Here is a 17034-nt window from a genome sequence, read left to right as displayed (position 1 = left end):
CCACTGTCATCAGGGGGTCTCCTCGGTCGAGATGAAGACGTTCTTGGTCTCGGTGAAGGCGCTGAGCGCGTCCGGTCCCAACTCGCGGCCCAGCCCGGACTGTTTGAAGCCGCCGAACGGTGTCGAGTAGCGCACCGAGGAGTGCGAGTTGACCGAGAGGTTGCCCGCCTCCACAGCGCGGGCCACCCGCAGCGCCCGGCCCAGGTCCCTGGTCCAGATCGAACCGGAGAGCCCGTAGTCGGTGGCATTGGCCAGGCGCACCGCGTCGGCCTCGTCGGTGAACGGCAGCACGGCGACCACCGGGCCGAAGATCTCCTCGGTGGCCACCCGCGAGTCCGGCGCGACCGGGGCCAGCACAGTGGGTGGGAACCAGAAGCCCTTGCCGTCCGGCACGGTGCCCTGCAGTCGCACTGCCATGCCGCCGGTCGCCAGGAAGCCGGCCACCCGGTCGCGGTGGGCGGCCGAGATCAACGGCCCCATCTCGGTCCGCTCGTCCGCCGGATCGCCCACCCGCACACCGAGCACCGCCGATTCCAGCCGGCCGAGGAACTCCTCGTAGACGCTCTGCTGCACCAGGATCCGGGAGCGCGCGCAGCAGTCCTGCCCGGCGTTGTCGAAGACCGCGTAGGGGGCGGTGGCGGCGGCCTTGGCCAGATCGGCGTCGGCGAACACGATGTTGGCGCTCTTGCCACCCAACTCCAGGGTGACCGGCTTGAGTTGCTGGGCGCAGATGGCGGCGATCTCCTTGCCGACCGGGCTCGAGCCGGTGAAGACCACCTTGCGGACGTCCGGGTGGCCGACCAGCCGCCGGCCCGCCACCTGGCCGTGGCCCGGCAGCACCTGCAGCACGCCCTCCGGCAGGCCTGCGGCCAGGGCGAGTTCGGCCAGGCGCAGGGCGGTCAGCGGAGTCAGCTCGGCGGGCTTGAGCACCACCGTGTTGCCGGCCGCAAGCGCGGGGGCCAGGCCCCAGGCCGCGATCGGCAGCGGGAAGTTCCAGGGCACGATGACGGCGACCACGCCCAGCGGCTCCTGGAAGGTCACGTCGATGCCGCCGGCCACCGGGATCTGGCGGCCGAACAGCCGCTCGGGGGCCGCGGCGTAGTACTCCAGCACATCGCGGGCGTTGCCGGCCTCCCAGCGGGCGTTGCCGATGGTGTGCCCGGCATTGGCCACCTCCAGCGCGGCCAGGTGCTCCCGGTCGGCGTCCACCGCGGCGGCGAAGGCGCGCAGCAGCCGGGCGCGGTCGGCGGGTGCCACCCGGCGCCAACCGTCGTACGCCGCCTTGGCCTTGGCAACGGCGGCGTCGGTCTCGGCGAGGCCGGCCAGCGGCACGCTGCGGATCACCTCCTCGGTGGCGGGGTTGACCACCTCGAAGGTCGTTGCGTCGGTCGGGGTCACGCTGTCCTCTCCTCCAGGATGTCGACCAGGGCACGGAACAGCCGGCTGTCCGTCGGGTCGGCCTCGGGATGCCACTGCACGCCGAGCGCGAAGCGGGCGCCGGGCACCTCCAGGCCCTCCACGGTGCCGTCCTCGCTCCAGGCCACCGGGCGCAGGCCGGTGCCGATCCGGTCGACGGCCTGGTGGTGGTAGCAGAGCACCTCGGGCCGCTCGCCCAGGATGGTGCCGAGCCTGGAGTCCGGTCGCACCGTCACGGTGCGGCGGTAGAACTCGCCGAGGGCGATCTGGTGGGTCTCATCGCCGACCCGGTCCGGCAGGTGCTGGATCAGGGTGCCACCGAAGGCCACATTGAGCACCTGCATGCCCCGGCAGACCGCCAGTACCGGCAGGTCGTTGTCGAGGGCACCGCGCAGCAGCGCCGACTCCCAATCGTCGCGCAGTGCTTGGGGCGGACCGGTGCGCGGATGCGGCTCGCTGCCGTAGCGGGCCGGGTCGACGTCGGGGCCGCCGGAGAGCACCAGGGCGTCCAGCCGGCGCAGCAGCCGCTGCGGTGCCTCGCCGGGCTGCGCGGGCAGCAGGACGGCGGTGCCGCCGGCGGCGGTGACCGCGTCCACGTACTGCTGCGGGATCACGGCGGCGGACCGCTCCCAGCCGCCCCAGGTGGCCGGTTCCAGGTAGCTGGTGATCCCCACCAGCGGTGCCCCGGTCACAGCCGCTCGAATCCGCGCCGGCGCTCCCAGTCGGTCACCGACGCCTCGAAGGCGGCCAGTTCGACTCGGCCCGCATGGGTGTAGTGGCGCACCACGTCCTTGCCGAAGGCCTGCGCGGCCGACTCGCTCTCCGCGAAGGCGGTCACCGCCTCGCGCAGTGTGCCGGGCACCCGGGGGGCGTTGGAGGTGTAGGCGTTGCCGGTGAACTCCGGTTCCAGTTCCAGCTGGTGCTCGATCCCGTGGAGTCCGGCGGCGATCAGCGCGGCCACCGCGAGGTAGGGGTTGACGTCGCCGCCGGGCACCCGGTTCTCGAACCGCAGCGAGGGGCCGTGGCCGACCACGCGCAGCGCGCAGCTGCGGTTGTCGCGTCCCCAGGCGATCGCGGTCGGGGCGAAGCTGCCGGGCACGTAGCGCTTGTAGGAGTTGACGTTGGGGGCCAGCAGTAGCGCGAACTCGGCGAGGCAGGCGAGTTGGCCGGCCAGGAAGTGCTCCATGGTGCGGGAGAAGCCGTGCGGGCCGTCGCCGGCGAACACCGGGGCGCCGGCTGTGTCGCGCAGGCTCAGGTGGATGTGGCAGGAGTTGCCCTCGCGCTCGTTGTACTTGGCCATGAAGGTGAGGCTGACGCCCTCCTGCGCGGCGATCTCCTTGGCGCCGGTCTTGTAGACCACGTGGTCGTCGCAGGTGGTCAGCGCCTCGGCGTACTTGAAGGCGATCTCGTGCTGGCCGAGGTTGCACTCGCCCTTGGCGGACTCCACGGCGAGGCCGGCGCCGGCCATCGAGTTGCGCACCCGGCGCAGCAGCGGCTCGATCCGGCCGGTCCCCAGGATCGAGTAGTCCACGTTGTACTGGTTGGCCGGGGTGAGCTCACGGTAGTCCCGGTCCCAGGCCTGTTCGTAGCTCTCCCGGAACGCGATGAACTCCAACTCCGTTCCCACGTGGGCCTGCCAGCCGTAGCCGGCGAGCCGGTCCAGTTGGCGGCGCAGGACCTGCCGGGGCGAGACCGAGATCGGGGTGCCGTCGTGGGTGGCGAGGTCGCACTGCACCATGGCGGTGCCCGGGTGCCAGGGGATCAGCCGCAGGGTGCTGAGGTCGGGCACCATCACCAGGTCGCCGTAACCGTTCTCCCAGGAGGAGATCTCGTAGCCGTCGACCGGGTTCATCTCGACGTCGACGGCCAGCAGGTAGGAGCACCCCTCGGCGGCGTGCGGCAGCACGTCACCGAGGAAGTACTCGGCCGCCAGCCGTTTTCCCTGTAGTCGGCCCTGCATGTCGGCGGCGGCGAGCACCACGGTGTCGATGCTTCCGTCGGCGACTCGCTCGCGGAGCCGGTCCAGCGTCAATCGGGTACCGCTCAAGGCTGCTCCTGACTCGTCGCGAGGCCCTGGATGCGCGGTCCGGTGAACCAGTGGCGGGCGGAGGCCAGCCACCAGATCCCGGAGAAGCCCAGCACCACGGCGATCGCGACGGAGGTGTAGTTAAAGTTCCCCGCGGTGATCGGGTACTTGGTGGGAAGCATGAAGAGCACGGTGATCAGCGCGGTCCAGCCGACCGCGACCATCCCGATCGGCCGGCTCCAGCGCCCCAGGTGCCACGGGCCGCGCTCGAACTCGTCGCCCAGGCGCAGCCGCAGGAACACCGGGATGACATAGGCCAGGTAGAGGCCGATCACCGAGACCGAGGTGACGGCCGCGAAGGCGGTGGAGTTCCACAGCGCGGGCAGGCCGAGCAGGAACGCCCCGGCGGTGCCGAGCCAGATGGCGTTGTTGGGGGTCTGGGTGCGCGGGTCGATGCGGTGCCAGAGGCTGGCGCCGGGCAGTGCGCCGTCCCGCGAGAACGCATACACCATACGGGAGTTGGCGGTCACCGAGGCCATCCCGCAGAAGAACTGGGCACCGATCACGATGATCAGCAGCAGTTCGGCGCCGGTGGTGCCGATCGCGTCCAGGAAGATCTGTGCGGGCGGCACCTGGGTGGGGCTGTTGACCTCGGTGTCGTAGGAGCGGATGGCGAAGGTCAGCCCGAGCAGCAGGATCCAGCCGGCCACCAGCGAGATCGCGATCGAGTTGACGATGCCGCGCGGCCCGGACCGGGCGGCGTCCCTGGTCTCCTCGGTCATGTGCGCGGAGGCGTCGTACCCGGTCAGGGTGTACTGGGCGAGCAGCAGACCGAGCAGCGCCACGTAGAACGGGCTGTGGAAGCCGGTTTCGTTGACGAAGTGCCCGAACACGAAGCCCACCGAGGCGTGGTGGTGCGGCAGCACGGCCAGCGCGCCGACGATCAGCAGCACGCCGACCAGGTGCCACCAGACGCTGACGGTGTTGAGCACGGCCACCAGCCGGACCCCGAAGCTGTTGAGCAGCCCGTGCAGCAGCAGGATCACCGCGAAGATCTCCACCGTGTGCAGCGCACTGGCGGTGAACCCGAAGCGCAGGTCGAGCAGTGCGTTGGTGAAGGTGGCGGCGCCGTAGTCGACGCTGGCGGTGACCGCGACGCCGCCCATGAAGTTGCACCAGCCGGTGATCCAGGAGTACGCCGGGGCGTTGCGGCCCGCGAGTTTGGCGGCCCAGAAGTAGAGGCCGCCGGCGGTCGGATAGCTGGAGCAGATCTCGGCCATCGCCAGCCCGACGCAGAGCGTCATCGCCCCGACCAGCGGCCAGCCCCAGGTGATCAGCGCGGGGCCGCCGGTGATCATGCCGTAGCCGTAGAGGGTGAGGCAGCCGGAGAGGATCGAGACGATGGAGAAGGAGACCGCGAAGTTGGAGAAGCCGGAGAGCGAGCGGGCCAGCTCCTGGGTATAGCCCAACTCGCGGAGTCGCTGTTCGTCGGCGGAAACACCGGTGGCGGTCGCCGGTAACACCTGTGCGGAAGGGTGGTCGGCGGCTGGATGGTCGGAGGACATGCGCACCCCTCGGGGGTTCGGTGGGGGATCCGAAACATGCGCCCACAGCACTGTGGCGGCAATGGCCCAGAACCAGACCATTGACTTGCCTGGCATGCTCCCGCCTGCATGGTGGCCGCGTCAAGGGCACCTGCCGAGCCGTCACCGAGATAGCACCTGGGTACGATTTCGCCGTGGACATAGCTGGCGGCGGCGACCCGCGGATGGACTGGCAGGGCGGTGCGATCTTCCGTCCGGTCCGGACCGGCAACGCCTTCGAGGAGACCGTCCAGCGCATCCTGGAGGCCGTCAAGCTCGGCGTCTTCGGCTACGGCGACCGGCTGCCGCCGGAACGCGAGTTGGCGCTCCGGCTCGGCATCAGCCGGGAAACGCTGCGCGAGGCGCTGCGCTCGCTGCAGGCCGCCGGCTGCGTGCAGGTCCGCCGGGGCAGGTACGGCGGCACCTTCGTCACCTACCGGCTGCCGCCCCCCGATCTCGGCGAACTGCGGCGGGCCGTACGGGACATGGGCGCCGAGCTGGAGGACGCGCTGACCTACCGGCTGGTGCTGGAGACCGGTGCCGCCGAACAGGCCGCCCGGCGCGGGCTGACCGAGCAGCAGTGCGGCTACCTGCGCGTCCGGCTGGCCGAGTTGGAGACCGCCGGGCCCGACGACTACCGCCGCCTGGACTCCCGGTTCCACCTGGCGATCGCCGAGGTGACCGGTTCGCACTCGCTGGCCGCGGGCGTCGCCGAGAGCCGGATGCGGCTCAACGACCTGCTGAACGCGATCCCGGTGCTGGACCGCAACATCGAGCACTCCTCCCACCAGCACCGGGCGATGGTGGAGGCGATCCTGGCCGGCGACGTGGCCGGCGCCCGGCGGGCCACCGAGGAGCACCTGGCCGGAACCGCCGCGCTGCTGCGCGGGTTCCTGGGTTGACGATCGACTGTCTGCCAGTCAACGACGGTAATGCGGAGCCGTGTTGATGGTACCGGCGGGCTGCTTGGGGCTGGACGGGCTGCTCGCCGAGCTGCCGATGTCGGCGCCGAGCCCCAGCACCAGGAACACCACCAGCAGCGCCTTGCCCGCCGTACCGACGAGCAGCGGTCGGGTGGCCGACAGTGGGGGCTCATCGGTCGGCGGGTCGCCGAACAGCCGCTTCGGATAGGCCGAGGTGAGCATCAGGCTGTACGCGATGAACCGCATCCGGTAGCGGACCAGCGCCGCTTGGGCCTCGAAGAGCGGGCGCGGCAGCCGAGCCGTGATCAGCGTCCACAGCCAGATGAAGAAGGCCAGCACCAGCCATCCGGCGCTGAGCAGGCCGCTGATGATCGCCGCCGGGATCATCAGGATCAGCCGGAAGAACACCGCCGCCCGGTTGAGGAGCCCCGGCCGCACCTCGATCCGCACCGGGTACTCCGGCGGCTGGCGCAGCGAGAACGGCGGGTACCGGTCGATCAGCAGGAACTGGCTGGCCATCAACCGGGTGTCGTAGCCGAGGAAGTCGGCCAGGTAGCGGGCGATCGCCGGGGGCAGCCGTGCGGTGAGCAGGGCGGCGAACCAGCCGACGATGACGGCGAAGAACGCCGCGATCGACAGCACCCAGACCACGATGAAGTGCGGGACGAGGATCAGCCAGCGGAAGAGGACGGTGAGCCGGCGCTGGCGCCCCGGCCCGGGCACGTCCAGCACCGGCAGGAACTCCGGCGGCCCGGCCGCCACCGGCATCGACCAGCCGCCCGCAACCTCGGCCATCGCCGCACTCCTCACCGCTCGTGGCTCACCACGTGGAACGCACCGCGGGTGGCCGCACTCCTGCCAGCCAGGGTCGCAGCACCGGCCGTGCGCCGCATCCGCAGGCGACCGCACGGACGGCGGGCGGCCGCGGTCAGCCGCGGTTTCCGGCGGCGAGCCCGGCCCGGGGCCGCGGTCGGCGGGTGCGCAGCCAGTACGAGCGGGCCGCCAGGGCGAGCGACACCCCGTAGACGCCGAACGCGCCGATCCCGGTCCAGGCGACCAGCAGTGCGTCGTCCGCCGTGTGGAAGTCGCCGGGAGGACTGGCCGGCAGCACACCGACCATCGTGAGCAGCAGGTAGCCACCGCCGAGCACCCCGTACGGCGCCAGGGTCGCGGCACCGAGCAGCGCCGGGGTGAGCGGCAGCCAGCGCGGCACCCGTCGGCCGGCCAGCCCGAGCAGCCGGCGCGGGAACACCTCGCCCCAGGGGCGCACCAGCCCCCAGAGCAGCACCACGCCGAGCGCCGCCAGGAGGGCCGTGACGTCCAGCCCCAGGACTCCAGGGTGAGCCAGATCCCCGAGGCTCCGTTGCGCCGGGCGATGGCGACCATCTCGGCGCCGCTGGTGCCCGCGAAGGTGCCACCGGTGGCCCAGGTCAGTTTCATCACCACGTACGGCACGAAGCAGCCGGTGCCGACTGCCGCCAGCAGCCTGGGCCGACGCACCGTCAGCCGGCGGTCGAGCCAGGCGGGCGCGGCGGGCCGCTGCTCGCGGACAAGCTGCCGGAGCACCAGGGTGCCCGTGGCGGCGAGCACCTGCTGTCCGGTGGCCGGCCAGCTGTCCACCTGCTCCCCCACCATCAGGGTGATCACCTCCAGCAGCAGCCCGAACGCGCCGAAAGCGGTCAGCGCGCAGCCGGCGAGCAGCAGGGCGCGCCGTACGGTGAGCGCGCCGAGTGCGGCCACGGCGGCCACCGCGACCACCGCCCAGTCCAGTGCGGCCGGGCCGGGGTGCGGGCCGCGCCAGAAGAGCGGTGTGCCGCGCACCGCGCAGAACAGCCCGTAGCCGCCGTAAGCCAGTGCCCAACCCAGTGCCCGGTGTGTCGATCGCATGCGCCCACGCTCGCAGCGGCGCCCCGGGGACACCTCCCCCCGGCCGGGGATCCCGATCCCCCGCACGGGGGAGCCCGTGCGGCCCGGGCGACCGTCGTGGCGAACCGGGCGACCGTCGTGGCGGCCCGAGCGGCCGTCGTCACACTGCCCCCTAATACGAATGTTAAATACCAATTGCTACGGTGTAACCGTGCGACTGACCAAGGGAACGGACATCGCCCTGCGGATCGCCATGCGACTGGCGGTCCTGCGGGAGCAGCACCCGACCACGCGAGAGGTGGCCGCCGCGGTCGACGTGCCGTACACGCACGCCGCCAAGGTGGTCAGCCGGCTCCAGCGCCTCGGGGTGGTGACGGCCCGCCGCGGCAACGGCGGCGGCCTGACCCTCACCCAGGCGGGACTGACCGGCTCACTCGGACAGTTGGTGCGGGACTTGGAGGGCGTCGGCGACCCGGTCGGCTGCGAGGACGACCCGCCGTGCCCGCTGCGCGCCGCCTGCCGGCTGCGCGGGGCGCTGCGCGGCGCCCAGGAGGCGTTCTACGCCTCGCTGGACCCGCTCTCCATCCAGGACCTGGTGGCACCGCCCACCGGCCCGGTGCTGCTCGCACTGAGCCCCCGTCCCACCGACTGAGCAGCCGGGACCCGCGCAGTCCCCGTGCCGTCCGGCCCGGGGTGATGCCAGCACGCCCGCGTACTCGGCACCGTCGGCGCCTGCCCATGGAGTCGAATACGAATCTGATCTACCACTTTGGAGCACCACATGCTGTCTGCCAGTGCCACGGTCACCGTTCGGGCCACCCTGCCCGTCGTCGGCGGAGCCATCGGGGAGATCGCTTCGATCTTCTACCGCCGCCTCTTCGCCGCCCACCCGGAGCTCGAGCGCGACCTGTTCAACCGTGGCAACCAGGCCTCCGGCACCCAGCAGCAGGCACTCGCCGGCTCGATCGCCGCCTTCGCCACGGTGCTGCTGGAGCACCCCGACACCCGACCGGACGTGATGCTCGGCCGGATCGCCAACAAGCACGTCTCGCTGGGCATCCGCGCCGAGCACTACCCGATCGTGCGGGAGCACCTCTTCGGCGCCATCGTCGAGGTGCTCGGCGAGGCGGTGACCCCCGAGGTCGCCGCCGCCTGGGACGAGGTCTACTGGCTGATGGCGAACGCCCTGATCAGCATCGAGGACCGCCTCTACCGGGAGTCCGGCGTGCCGGCGGGCGAGGTCTGGCGGGAGAACCGGGTCGTGACCCGGCGCAGTGAGACGCCGCAGGTGGTGACCTTCGGCGTGCGTCCGGCCGATGGCAGCGCGCTGCCCGCCGTGCGGCCGGGCCAGTACGTCTCGGTGCAGGTCGAACTCCCGGACGGCGCACGGCAGATCCGGCAGTACAGCCTGTCCGGTCGGTCGGACGGCGAGCTGCGCTTCACGGTCAGGCGCGACGGTGAGGTCTCCGGCTTCCTGCACGACCACGTCGAGGTCGGCGGTGAGCTGCGGGTCAGCCTGCCGTCCGGCGACGTGCACCTGGACGAGCAGAGCGACTCGCCGGTGCTGCTGGTCTCCGCCGGCATCGGCTGCACGCCGATGATCGGCATCCTCGACCACCTGGTCGCGACCGGCTCGCAGCGCCAGGTGATCTCGGTGCACGCCGACCGCTCGCCCGCCGACCACGCCTTCCGCGGCGACCTGGCCGAGCTGACCGCCAAGCTGCCCGACGCCGCCGCCCACGTCTGGTACGAGAGGCCGGAGGGCGACTGGCCGGCCGACCGCACCGGCCTGATCGACCTCGGCACGCTGGAGCTGCCCGCCAGCGCCACCGCCTACCTCTGCGGCCCGCTGCCGTTCCTGCGCGCCGCCCGCGGCCAGCTGCTGGCCGCCGGGCTGCCCGCGGCGGCGATCCACTACGAGGTCTTCGGCCCCGACCTCTGGCTCGCCGGTGCCTGATCCCGCGGCCGGCCCGACCGGCTCGCACCGCGCGCCCCTGACGCGGGCCCGACCGGCGCCGGGGGCGCGCGGTGCGAATGCGGGGCACGCGTGCGCGAGTGCGGGGTCGGCGTCGAGGTCAGCCGCCCAGCGACTCGCGGATCCGGCGCGACGGACTGAAGGCGTAGAGTTCCAGGACGTCCGGCGGGTCCACCAGCCCCGGACCGCCCGCCTCGACCCAGGCGGTGATGTCCCGTGCGGCGTCCGGGTCGTTGACGAAGCCCAGCCAGACCGGACGGCCACCGGCCCGCCGGCCTTCAGCCGAGGGCTGTATGACGATCACATTGGCGCGGTCGCAGGCATCCAGGCAGCCCACCGGCCGCACCTCGGCCACACCCGCCAGCGAGCCGCGCAGATCGGTGAGCTGGGCCGCGTGGTCCAGGCCCGGCACCTTCGGTGTACCGCAGCAGCAGCCACGGCACACCGTCACCGTGCAGCGCGCCGCACCACCGCCGGCCGCGCGCTTGTCCGCAGCCTTGTCCCGCCGTCCCATGCCGCCAGCTCCGCTCCGCTCCGTGTCCCGCGAGGAGTGTAAGCGAGCGGTCACCGATCACCCCCGCCACCAGCGGCGTCGGCGCACCCGGCTCCAGAACCAACCCGCCGGCGGCCGGTCGGCACGCCACGGCTCCGGCTCGGGCGGCTCCCTGCGCCAGCGGGCGGCGAGCATCCGGGCCCGCCCGGACGGCTCGACCACCGGGGCCGCGCGAACGAACGCCTCGTCCAGCTCGACGGCGTCCCAGTCCCCCGACCCGCCGGGCTCGCCCTGCCCCGGCTCGCCGCCGCCCAGCTCGCCCTGGCCCGACTCGCCCTGGCCCGACTGGCCTTCGGTGGGCGGCTCCACACTGCTCATCGGCGCACCTCTCCCGGGACCACCATCGCCACGCACTCCGTCTCCAGGGTCAACGGATACCGGGCCGCTCCGAGTGCCCTCCAAGGATCTCGATAACCATTGATTATGGCACTCAGATGATCCAGCTCTTGGACTTCTGGCTGACACCGCGCCAGAGTTGACGAGGAACAGAGCGGAACCCATCGAGTGAGGGAGCACCCCATGGCCACGTTCGTCCTCGTCCCCGGCACCTACCACGGCGGCTGGTGGTACCGCCCGATCGCCGACGGGCTGCGCGGTCACGGCCACACCGTGCACGCCCTCACCCTGACCGGCATCGGCGAGCGCAACCACCTGCTGACCGCCTCGGTCAACCTGGACACCCACATCGAGGACATCGTCCGGCTGCTCGACACCGAGGACATCGAGGACGCGGTCCTGGTCGGCCACAGCTACGGCGGGATGCCGATCACCGGTGCGGCCGACCGCCGACCGGAGCGGATCGCCTCGTTGGTCTACCTGGACTCGCTCGCCCCGCGCGACGGCGAGGCGGAGATCGACCTCCTCCCGGCCGACTGGCGGCAGCGCACGCTGGCGGCCGCGGCGGGCAACGGCTTCGCCATGGTCCCCCCGGCGTTCCTCATCGCCAAGGACGCCCGGGTCAGCCCGCACCCGCTGGCCACCAAGCTCCAGCGCATCCGGCTGACCGGTGCGTACGAGCAGGTGAAGCGCCGCACCTACGTGCACTCGAGCGAGTTCGAGGGCAGCCCGTTCCTGGCCACCTACGAGCGGCTGCGCCAGGACCCGTCCTGGACGGTGGAGTCACTGCCGATCGGGCACGACATCGTCCGCGACGCGCCCGACCACCTGCTGAACCTCCTTCTCGCCCAGGTGGGTTGAGAGGACCGCGGCCTACATGTCCAGCTGGTACAGGAACGTGCGGTGGGTGGTGCGGTACCCGAGGGCGGCGTTCACCCGGCGCATCGCGGCGTTCTCCTCGGCGGTGTCGGTCAGCAGGCCGGCCAGCCGGGGGAACCGCTCGCGCACCGCGTGGATCTGAGCCGCCTTCAGCCAGCGGGCGATCCCGCGCCCCCGATGATCGGGCCGCACCGCCGTGCCGTAGTGCTGGGCGTCACCGGTGCCGTCACCGGCCAGCACCAGCTCGGTGAAGCCCACGAAATCGCCGCTCGCCGCCTCGACGGCCGCGAAGGTGGAGAGCAGCTCACCGCGGGCCGCCACCGCGTCGGCGGCCGCCCGCATCCGGGGCACGTCCCAGACCACCCGGCCGAAGTCGGCCTCGCCGACCGGCATGTCGTCCATCGCCGAACGGCCGGCCACGAACGCCTCGGCCAGCTCGTCCGGCACCATGCCGTCCCAGTGCAGCAGCTGGTAGCCGTCCGGGCCCTCCGGCGCGGCCGACGGCGCGGCCGGATCCAGCGCCAGGCGTGCGTACTCCAGGGTCGCCGCCCGCCGGAACCCGCGGTCCGCCAGGAAGGCGTCACCCGGCGTGCCCTCCTCGGCCTGGGCGATCACGCACCGCCGCCGCTCGGCCCCGGCCGCCGCCACCACCTGTGCCAGCAGGGCGGATCCGACACCCGCCCGGCGTTCGGCGGGATGCACCGCCAGCGTCAGCTCACCGAGGTGCTCCTGGCTGGCCGCGCTGCGGAGCCGCAGGAAGGCCGAGCCGAGCGGATGGCCGGCCTCGGCCGCGGCAAGCCAGGCCAACTGGTGGCCGGTCGGCGAGCGGTCGGGGTCGGCGAGGGGGATGATGCGCAAGAGTGCTCCAGGGCGTTGGGTGACGCACGGCTGTCGTGCGGTACCCAACGGCAGACCAGCCCCGAGAGAACTCCTTTTCCGCCCGGCCCACTCGACCGTCAGACCTGCTGCCGCCGCCCCGTGGCGTCCGAGCGACGCACCGCGTCCAGCAGTCGGTGCAGGCGCAGTCCGTCCGTGAAGTCCGGCACCGTCCGCGCACCGCTGCGCAGATCGGCGGCCAACCGGGCGTAGAGCTGCGCCACATGGAAACCCTCCGGACCGGAGTCCGCCGCGCCGACCGCGAAAAGCTCGTTCGGAAGCGGGAGTTCGGCGAGTTCGCCGCCGAGGTCGCGGGAGCCGAGCAGCCGCAGCTCGCCCATCTGGATGCCGGCGGGCCCGGCCGGTCCGGTGGACTCCAGCCGCAGCACGCCCTCGGTTCCGGTGAGTTCCACGCGCGTGCCGGCGCCGGCGAGCTTGCCGTCGTGGATGTGCGCCGAAACCACGGCGCCGGTGGCCACCGCACCGCCGAGCAGCAGCTGGTCGGGGCTGGTCACCGGCACCCGCTGGTTCGTCCCGCTCACCGGGTAGGAGGCCCGGCGGATGGCCAACTCCGCCTGGACACGAGTCAGTTCGCCGCCCAGGTGCTGCACGGCGTCCAGCGTGTGGCCGCCCGCCACCTCCAGGGTGCCGGCGCCGTTGGCGCGATCCAGGGTGTAGACGGCCCAGTCGGACATGCTCTCCCCCGCCCCCTTGGCGCGGCCTGCGTGGGCGGTCACCGAGGTGAGTTCACCCAGGTAACCCTCGTCGATCAGCTGGCGCGCCCGCAGCACCGCGGGCGCGTAGCGGGCCTGCAGCCCGATCGCATGGTGCACGCCGGCCGCCTCGGCGGCCGTGGCCAGCACCTCGGCCTCCTCGGTGGTGCGGGCCAGCGGCCACTCGCAGTAGACGTGCTTGCCGGCGGCCAGCGCGGCCTGCACCAGCGCCAAGTGGTGGGGCACCCGAACCGTGACGGCGACCAGGTCGACCTCGGGGTGCTCGGCGAGCCGCCGGGCGTCGGCGAAGGCGTGCGCCACCCCGAAGTACTCGGCCGCCGCACGGGCGCTCTCGATCCTGCTGGTGCCGACCGCCGTGATCTCGTAGTCCGGCAGCGACCGGAGCGCTGGGATGTGCGCCCGCTTCGCCCACCCCAGCTCGGTGTTGACCCCGATGATGCCCACCCGGATCCGCTTCTCACCCATGATCGCAACCCCACCCATCGCTCTATGCGCCCCAGCCAAACGGACAGGACTTGTCCGCTTCCAAGTGGGAGCCTAACGAAGCGGACAGAGTCGGTCCAGTTATCTGCCCGGCCGGATAGACTCGCCCCATGGACACGCCCATGAGCGCCGTGGACCGGCTGCTGATCGACCCCTCGGGTCGTCAACCGCGCGCGGACGCACGGCGGAACGTCGAACGACTGGTCACCGCCGCCCGTGCGGCGATCGCCGAGACCGGCGTGGACGCCGGCGCCCATGAGATCGCCGCCCGCGCCGGAGTCGGGGTCGGTACCTTCTACCGCCGCATCCCGTCCCGCGAGTTGCTGCTGCTGGCCGTGCTGGACGAGGTGCTCGGCGAGACCATCGAGGTGGCGGACCGAGCGCTGGCCGACCCGGACCCGTGGCAGGGGCTGAGCGAGTTCGCGACCGCCTACGTCAAGCTGCGGAGCGAGAGTTGCGGCATCGGCGAGGCGCTCGGCGGCGCCTGCGGGGAAGGGCTGGACGCCACCCTGGCCGCACTGCGCGAGCGGTTCCGGCTGCTGGTCGAGCGCGTCCAGAGCGCGGGCGTGATGCGTTCCGACGTGGCCTGGCAGGACGTTCCGTTCCTGCTGGCCTCGATCGCCACCGGCCGTCACACCCTGGGCCTGCAGGCCACCGAGGACCAGTGGCGGCGCACCCTGAGCGTCCTCCTGGACGGCCTGCGCACCCCCACCGCCACCACCCTGCCCGGGAGGGCCCCGTGGTAGTCAACACCCCGATGGACGCCCGTGACGTCGACCGCGCGGTCCGCGAGGCGGTCGAGCTGCTGACCCCGCACACCGGCGCCGACTGGACGGTGGCGGCCGGTCAACTGACCTGGAGCTGCTGGGAGACCGCCGCCCACGTCGCCCATGACCTGCTCGCCTACGCCGGTCAAGTCGCGTCGGGCGCGCCGGACGGCTATCTGCCCGTCGACTACCAGGCGCGAGAGACCGCCCGCCCCGACCAGCTGCTGCAGCTCATCACCGGTGCCGGGCGGCTGTTGAGCACCGCACTGGACGCGGCCGACCCGAGCCTGCGGGCCTGGCACTGGGGGCCGACCGACCCGACCGGCTTCGCCGCGATGGGCACCGCGGAAACGCTGCTGCACACCCATGACATCGCACAGGGCCTGGGGCTCGGCTGGCGTCCGGCCGCCGAGCCGTGCGCCAGGGTGCTGGCCCGGCTCTTCCCGGACGCGCCGGCGGGCGACCCGGCCTCGGTGCTGCTCTGGCAGACCGGCCGCGGTGACCTGCCGGGCCATCAGCCGGTCACCTCCTGGGTCTGGAAGGCCGCGCTGACGTAGGCGGCCACCGCGGCCTGACGGCGCTTCACCGGCGCACCGTCAGGCCGCGGGCGTTCAGCGAACTGTCAGACTCCGGGCAGCGTCACCGGGCACCCTCCGCCAGAACGGCCTGAAGTGCGGCGATCCGGCCTCGCCAGCGCTCCCCCTCGCCCGACTCGTCCCACAGCTCGGCCACTTCGGAACCTCCCGCCACCACCCGCCCCAGGGCCGCCGCGGCCAACGCGGGCAGCTCACCCCCCAGTCCTGGCACTGACCTTCGCGGACCGTACACAGGGTTCACCGGTTCACCACCCGGGCAGTACGCGGCCACCAGAGCCGCCGCAGCCACCGCACGCTCTCCGGATTCGCCGTCCAGGTAGCCGTCTTCGGCGAGCACCGCACGCAGCGCCGCCCGCACCAGCTCGGCGCGGTCGCCCTCGGCAGCCTCGTCCAACTCACCGGCGAAGTCGGCCGCCGCGTCGTTGTCGAACGAGCCGACGTCCCAAGTCCCCATACTTCCTCCGCACCGTTCGAAGCACTGCCTCCAGACTGTCACTCTGCACTGACAATTCAGCCGGTCAAAGCGGTCCGCGTCGCGCATCGCCCACAGAGAGCATTCGAACAGCCAGGCTGGCCAGACCAGTTGCTCAATGACCGGTCAAGCCCGGTCAACAGTTCGCCAAATCTGCCAAGTGAGACTTCCTGACGTATTGCTGGGAGTTCGCCCGTGCTGTTTGATGAACACCAGTCAAACGGCTCGGAAGCATCCCGGCACCCCAACTGCCGGCCCCCTGCAGCGACCGGGCCACCGTGAAATCCCGCCAGGGCGCACCGACTTGCCGCCGGACTCCGGCACTCCACCGGTGCACACCCAGCACCCGCGCGGTCCCCGCCGATGACCTCGGCGGGCCTTCCCTCCTCGTCCGCCGATGGGCAGGAGGGGTCCAGGCCCCCAGCGGCCGGAAGCACCCCCTGCGACCGCGCGACCCCCCATCGGCGCCCCCCACACCAATCACCAAGGAGCCCCGGGATGCGCGACTCGCGCGAACACCGTACCCCCACCTCCCGTCGACTGCGGCGCACCGCCGCCGTGGCCTCGCTCGCCGTGGCCGGCCTGATCGGCGGTGCCACCGCCAGCACCGCCGCGCCCGCCCCGGCCGGCACCGCCGCCGGAGTGCACACGGTCTACACCCACGGCCAGAGGATGGAAGTCCAGACCCACGGCCGCCACGGCATCGTCCCGATGAAGGGCGGCAAGGGCTTCAACGCCAAGGGTTCCGCCGCCAAGGGTTCCGCCGGCAAGGCCGCCTCCCCGGCCGATGCGGGCGACCTGGCCTACAACGGCGGGCCGGTGGAACACAACGTCACCGTCTACCTGGTCTTCTGGGGTAACCAGTGGGACAGTGACGGCAACGGCGTCCAGCAGTACCAGACCAACCTGTTCAGCGGTCTGGGCACCTCGCAGGACACCTGGTCCACCGTGACCTCGCAGTACACCGACGACAGCGGCTCCGGCCCGACGTTCAACGGCGCCGTGCTGGGCGGCACCTGGGTCGACGACTCGGCCGCCGCGCCCGCCTCGGCCGCCCAGGCGGACATCGCCGCCGAAGCCAACGTCGGTGCCCAGCACTTCGGTGTGTCCGGCCCCGACGTGCAGATCGTGGTGATGAGCCCGAGCGGCACCTCCCCCGACGGCTTCCCGAACAGCGGCTTCTGCGCCTGGCACGACTGGAACGGCAACGTCTCCTACACCAACATGCCGTACGTGCTCGACGCCGGAAGCGGCTGCGGCGCCGACTCGGTCTCCAACCAGCTCGACGGCTTCAGCATCGTCGGCGGCCACGAGTACGCCGAGTCGCTGACCGACCCGGAGCCGTCCAGCGGCTGGGTGGCCTCCGACGGCGAGGAGGACGGCGACCTGTGTGCCTGGCAGAACCTGGGCACCGTCTCGCTGCCCACCGGTGACTTCGCGATGCAACCCACCTGGAGCAACAACGCCGGCGGCTGCGCCATGTCCGGCTGAGCAGCCCGGCGCCCGGTCGGCAGGGCGCCGCGGTCCCCGCAGGGCCGCCCCTGCGGGG

General features: G+C 72.4%; 19 protein-coding genes. 8 read left to right on the top strand and 11 right to left on the bottom strand.

Annotated features, from left to right (window positions below):
- Positions 1–9: 9 nt before the first annotated feature.
- Genes LN042_RS17200 through LN042_RS17185 form a run of 4 tightly spaced genes read right to left on the bottom strand, consistent with a single transcriptional unit; the run spans position 10 to position 5007 of the window.
- A complete protein-coding gene (locus LN042_RS17200; protein WP_230052114.1) occupies positions 10–1398 on the bottom strand; it encodes an aldehyde dehydrogenase family protein in 1389 nt (462 codons plus the stop codon).
- The gene (locus tag LN042_RS17195; RefSeq protein ID WP_230052113.1) at positions 1395–2108 is read right to left on the bottom strand and encodes a gamma-glutamyl-gamma-aminobutyrate hydrolase family protein; all 714 of its coding nucleotides are present in this window, start codon (positions 2106–2108) and stop codon (positions 1395–1397) included. Before LN042_RS17195 ends, LN042_RS17200 begins: the two co-directional genes overlap by 4 nt.
- Complete coding sequence (locus LN042_RS17190; protein ID WP_230052112.1) at positions 2105–3463, bottom strand: glutamine synthetase family protein; 1359 nt, start codon at positions 3461–3463, stop codon at positions 2105–2107. Before LN042_RS17190 ends, LN042_RS17195 begins: the two co-directional genes overlap by 4 nt.
- Entirely contained in the window at positions 3460–5007 is a 1548-nt protein-coding gene (locus LN042_RS17185) for an amino acid permease (RefSeq protein ID WP_230052111.1), read from the bottom strand. The genes LN042_RS17190 and LN042_RS17185 overlap by 4 nt, the downstream gene beginning before the upstream one ends.
- A gap of 203 nt (positions 5008–5210) precedes the next feature.
- On the opposite strand from LN042_RS17185, the gene LN042_RS17180 reads away from it, so the two are divergent.
- The gene (locus LN042_RS17180) at positions 5211–5927 is read left to right on the top strand and encodes a FadR/GntR family transcriptional regulator (RefSeq protein WP_230052224.1); all 717 of its coding nucleotides are present in this window, start codon (positions 5211–5213) and stop codon (positions 5925–5927) included.
- 18 nt (positions 5928–5945) lie between these two features.
- Here the strand turns inward: LN042_RS17180 and LN042_RS17175 are convergent, their stop codons facing one another.
- Together LN042_RS17175 and LN042_RS17170 are read right to left on the bottom strand one after the other, a co-directional pair.
- A complete protein-coding gene (locus tag LN042_RS17175; RefSeq protein ID WP_230052110.1) occupies positions 5946–6743 on the bottom strand; it encodes a DUF4389 domain-containing protein in 798 nt (265 codons plus the stop codon).
- Between the two features lie 133 nt (positions 6744–6876).
- Positions 6877–7239, bottom strand: a complete 363-nt coding sequence (locus LN042_RS17170) for a hypothetical protein (protein ID WP_230052109.1) — start codon at positions 7237–7239, stop codon at positions 6877–6879.
- Positions 7240–7287: 48 nt separating this feature from the next.
- Here LN042_RS17170 and LN042_RS17165 point away from each other — a divergent pair, with 48 nt between their 5' ends.
- The 3 genes from LN042_RS17165 to LN042_RS17155 all read left to right on the top strand — a co-directional run bounded on the left by LN042_RS17165 (position 7288) and on the right by LN042_RS17155 (position 9771).
- The gene (locus tag LN042_RS17165; protein WP_230052108.1) at positions 7288–7788 is read left to right on the top strand and encodes a hypothetical protein; all 501 of its coding nucleotides are present in this window, start codon (positions 7288–7290) and stop codon (positions 7786–7788) included.
- Positions 7789–8025: 237 nt separating this feature from the next.
- Positions 8026–8466 (top strand): RrF2 family transcriptional regulator, encoded by a 441-nt coding sequence (locus LN042_RS17160; RefSeq protein WP_230052107.1) that lies wholly within the window; start codon positions 8026–8028, stop codon positions 8464–8466.
- Positions 8467–8595: 129 nt separating this feature from the next.
- Positions 8596–9771, top strand: coding sequence for a globin domain-containing protein (locus tag LN042_RS17155; protein WP_230052106.1), 1176 nt, complete (start codon positions 8596–8598; stop codon positions 9769–9771).
- Between the two features lie 118 nt (positions 9772–9889).
- Here LN042_RS17155 and LN042_RS17150 read toward each other — a convergent pair whose 3' ends face one another.
- Both LN042_RS17150 and LN042_RS17145 read right to left on the bottom strand, forming a co-directional pair.
- The gene (locus LN042_RS17150) at positions 9890–10303 is read right to left on the bottom strand and encodes a (2Fe-2S) ferredoxin domain-containing protein (RefSeq protein ID WP_230052105.1); all 414 of its coding nucleotides are present in this window, start codon (positions 10301–10303) and stop codon (positions 9890–9892) included.
- A gap of 57 nt (positions 10304–10360) precedes the next feature.
- Entirely contained in the window at positions 10361–10660 is a 300-nt protein-coding gene (locus LN042_RS17145) for an SGM_3592 family protein (protein WP_308191818.1), read from the bottom strand.
- A 201-nt stretch (positions 10661–10861) separates the two neighbouring features.
- Between LN042_RS17145 and LN042_RS17140 the strand changes: the two genes are divergently transcribed.
- The gene (locus LN042_RS17140; protein WP_230052104.1) at positions 10862–11539 is read left to right on the top strand and encodes an alpha/beta fold hydrolase; all 678 of its coding nucleotides are present in this window, start codon (positions 10862–10864) and stop codon (positions 11537–11539) included.
- 12 nt (positions 11540–11551) lie between these two features.
- On the opposite strand, the gene LN042_RS17135 is transcribed toward LN042_RS17140, so the two are convergent.
- Both LN042_RS17135 and LN042_RS17130 read right to left on the bottom strand, forming a co-directional pair.
- Entirely contained in the window at positions 11552–12415 is an 864-nt protein-coding gene (locus LN042_RS17135) for a GNAT family N-acetyltransferase (RefSeq protein ID WP_230052103.1), read from the bottom strand.
- A gap of 98 nt (positions 12416–12513) precedes the next feature.
- Positions 12514–13632: a Gfo/Idh/MocA family protein gene (locus LN042_RS17130; protein ID WP_230052102.1), complete on the bottom strand. Its 1119-nt coding sequence runs from the start codon at positions 13630–13632 to the stop codon at positions 12514–12516.
- Positions 13633–13760: 128 nt separating this feature from the next.
- Here LN042_RS17130 and LN042_RS17125 point away from each other — a divergent pair, with 128 nt between their 5' ends.
- Positions 13761–14396 carry a TetR/AcrR family transcriptional regulator gene (locus LN042_RS17125; RefSeq protein WP_230052101.1) on the top strand — a complete coding sequence of 212 codons (636 nt, stop codon included), beginning with the start codon at positions 13761–13763 and terminating at the stop codon, positions 14394–14396.
- A complete protein-coding gene (locus LN042_RS17120; RefSeq protein WP_308191817.1) occupies positions 14390–14974 on the top strand; it encodes a maleylpyruvate isomerase N-terminal domain-containing protein in 585 nt (194 codons plus the stop codon). Before LN042_RS17125 ends, LN042_RS17120 begins: the two co-directional genes overlap by 7 nt.
- 82 nt (positions 14975–15056) lie before the next feature.
- On the opposite strand, the gene LN042_RS17115 is transcribed toward LN042_RS17120, so the two are convergent.
- A complete protein-coding gene (locus tag LN042_RS17115) occupies positions 15057–15467 on the bottom strand; it encodes a DUF4259 domain-containing protein (RefSeq protein ID WP_230052100.1) in 411 nt (136 codons plus the stop codon).
- A gap of 516 nt (positions 15468–15983) precedes the next feature.
- On the opposite strand from LN042_RS17115, the gene LN042_RS17110 reads away from it, so the two are divergent.
- Positions 15984–16976 (top strand): hypothetical protein, encoded by a 993-nt coding sequence (locus LN042_RS17110; RefSeq protein WP_230052099.1) that lies wholly within the window; start codon positions 15984–15986, stop codon positions 16974–16976.
- Positions 16977–17034 lie beyond the last annotated feature (58 nt).

The organism is Kitasatospora humi (assembly GCF_020907985.1).
GTDB lineage: Bacteria > Actinomycetota > Actinomycetes > Streptomycetales > Streptomycetaceae > Kitasatospora > Kitasatospora humi.
The sequence above is the reverse complement of the archived record's forward strand: the minus strand, read 5'-3'. Positions and strand labels throughout refer to the sequence as shown.

Coding starts and splice junctions, on each gene's coding strand:
- LN042_RS17110 (WP_230052099.1), top strand. CDS start 15,984: ATGCGCGACTCGCGCGAACACCGTACCCCCACCTCCCGTCGACTGCGG.
- LN042_RS17185 (WP_230052111.1), bottom strand. CDS start 5,007: ATGTCCTCCGACCATCCAGCCGCCGACCACCCTTCCGCACAGGTGTTA.
- LN042_RS17175 (WP_230052110.1), bottom strand. CDS start 6,743: ATGGCCGAGGTTGCGGGCGGCTGGTCGATGCCGGTGGCGGCCGGGCCG.
- LN042_RS17140 (WP_230052104.1), top strand. CDS start 10,862: ATGGCCACGTTCGTCCTCGTCCCCGGCACCTACCACGGCGGCTGGTGG.
- LN042_RS17125 (WP_230052101.1), top strand. CDS start 13,761: ATGGACACGCCCATGAGCGCCGTGGACCGGCTGCTGATCGACCCCTCG.
- LN042_RS17150 (WP_230052105.1), bottom strand. CDS start 10,303: ATGGGACGGCGGGACAAGGCTGCGGACAAGCGCGCGGCCGGCGGTGGT.
- LN042_RS17155 (WP_230052106.1), top strand. CDS start 8,596: ATGCTGTCTGCCAGTGCCACGGTCACCGTTCGGGCCACCCTGCCCGTC.
- LN042_RS17115 (WP_230052100.1), bottom strand. CDS start 15,467: ATGGGGACTTGGGACGTCGGCTCGTTCGACAACGACGCGGCGGCCGAC.
- LN042_RS17145 (WP_308191818.1), bottom strand. CDS start 10,660: ATGAGCAGTGTGGAGCCGCCCACCGAAGGCCAGTCGGGCCAGGGCGAG.
- LN042_RS17180 (WP_230052224.1), top strand. CDS start 5,211: ATGGACTGGCAGGGCGGTGCGATCTTCCGTCCGGTCCGGACCGGCAAC.
- LN042_RS17130 (WP_230052102.1), bottom strand. CDS start 13,632: ATGGGTGAGAAGCGGATCCGGGTGGGCATCATCGGGGTCAACACCGAG.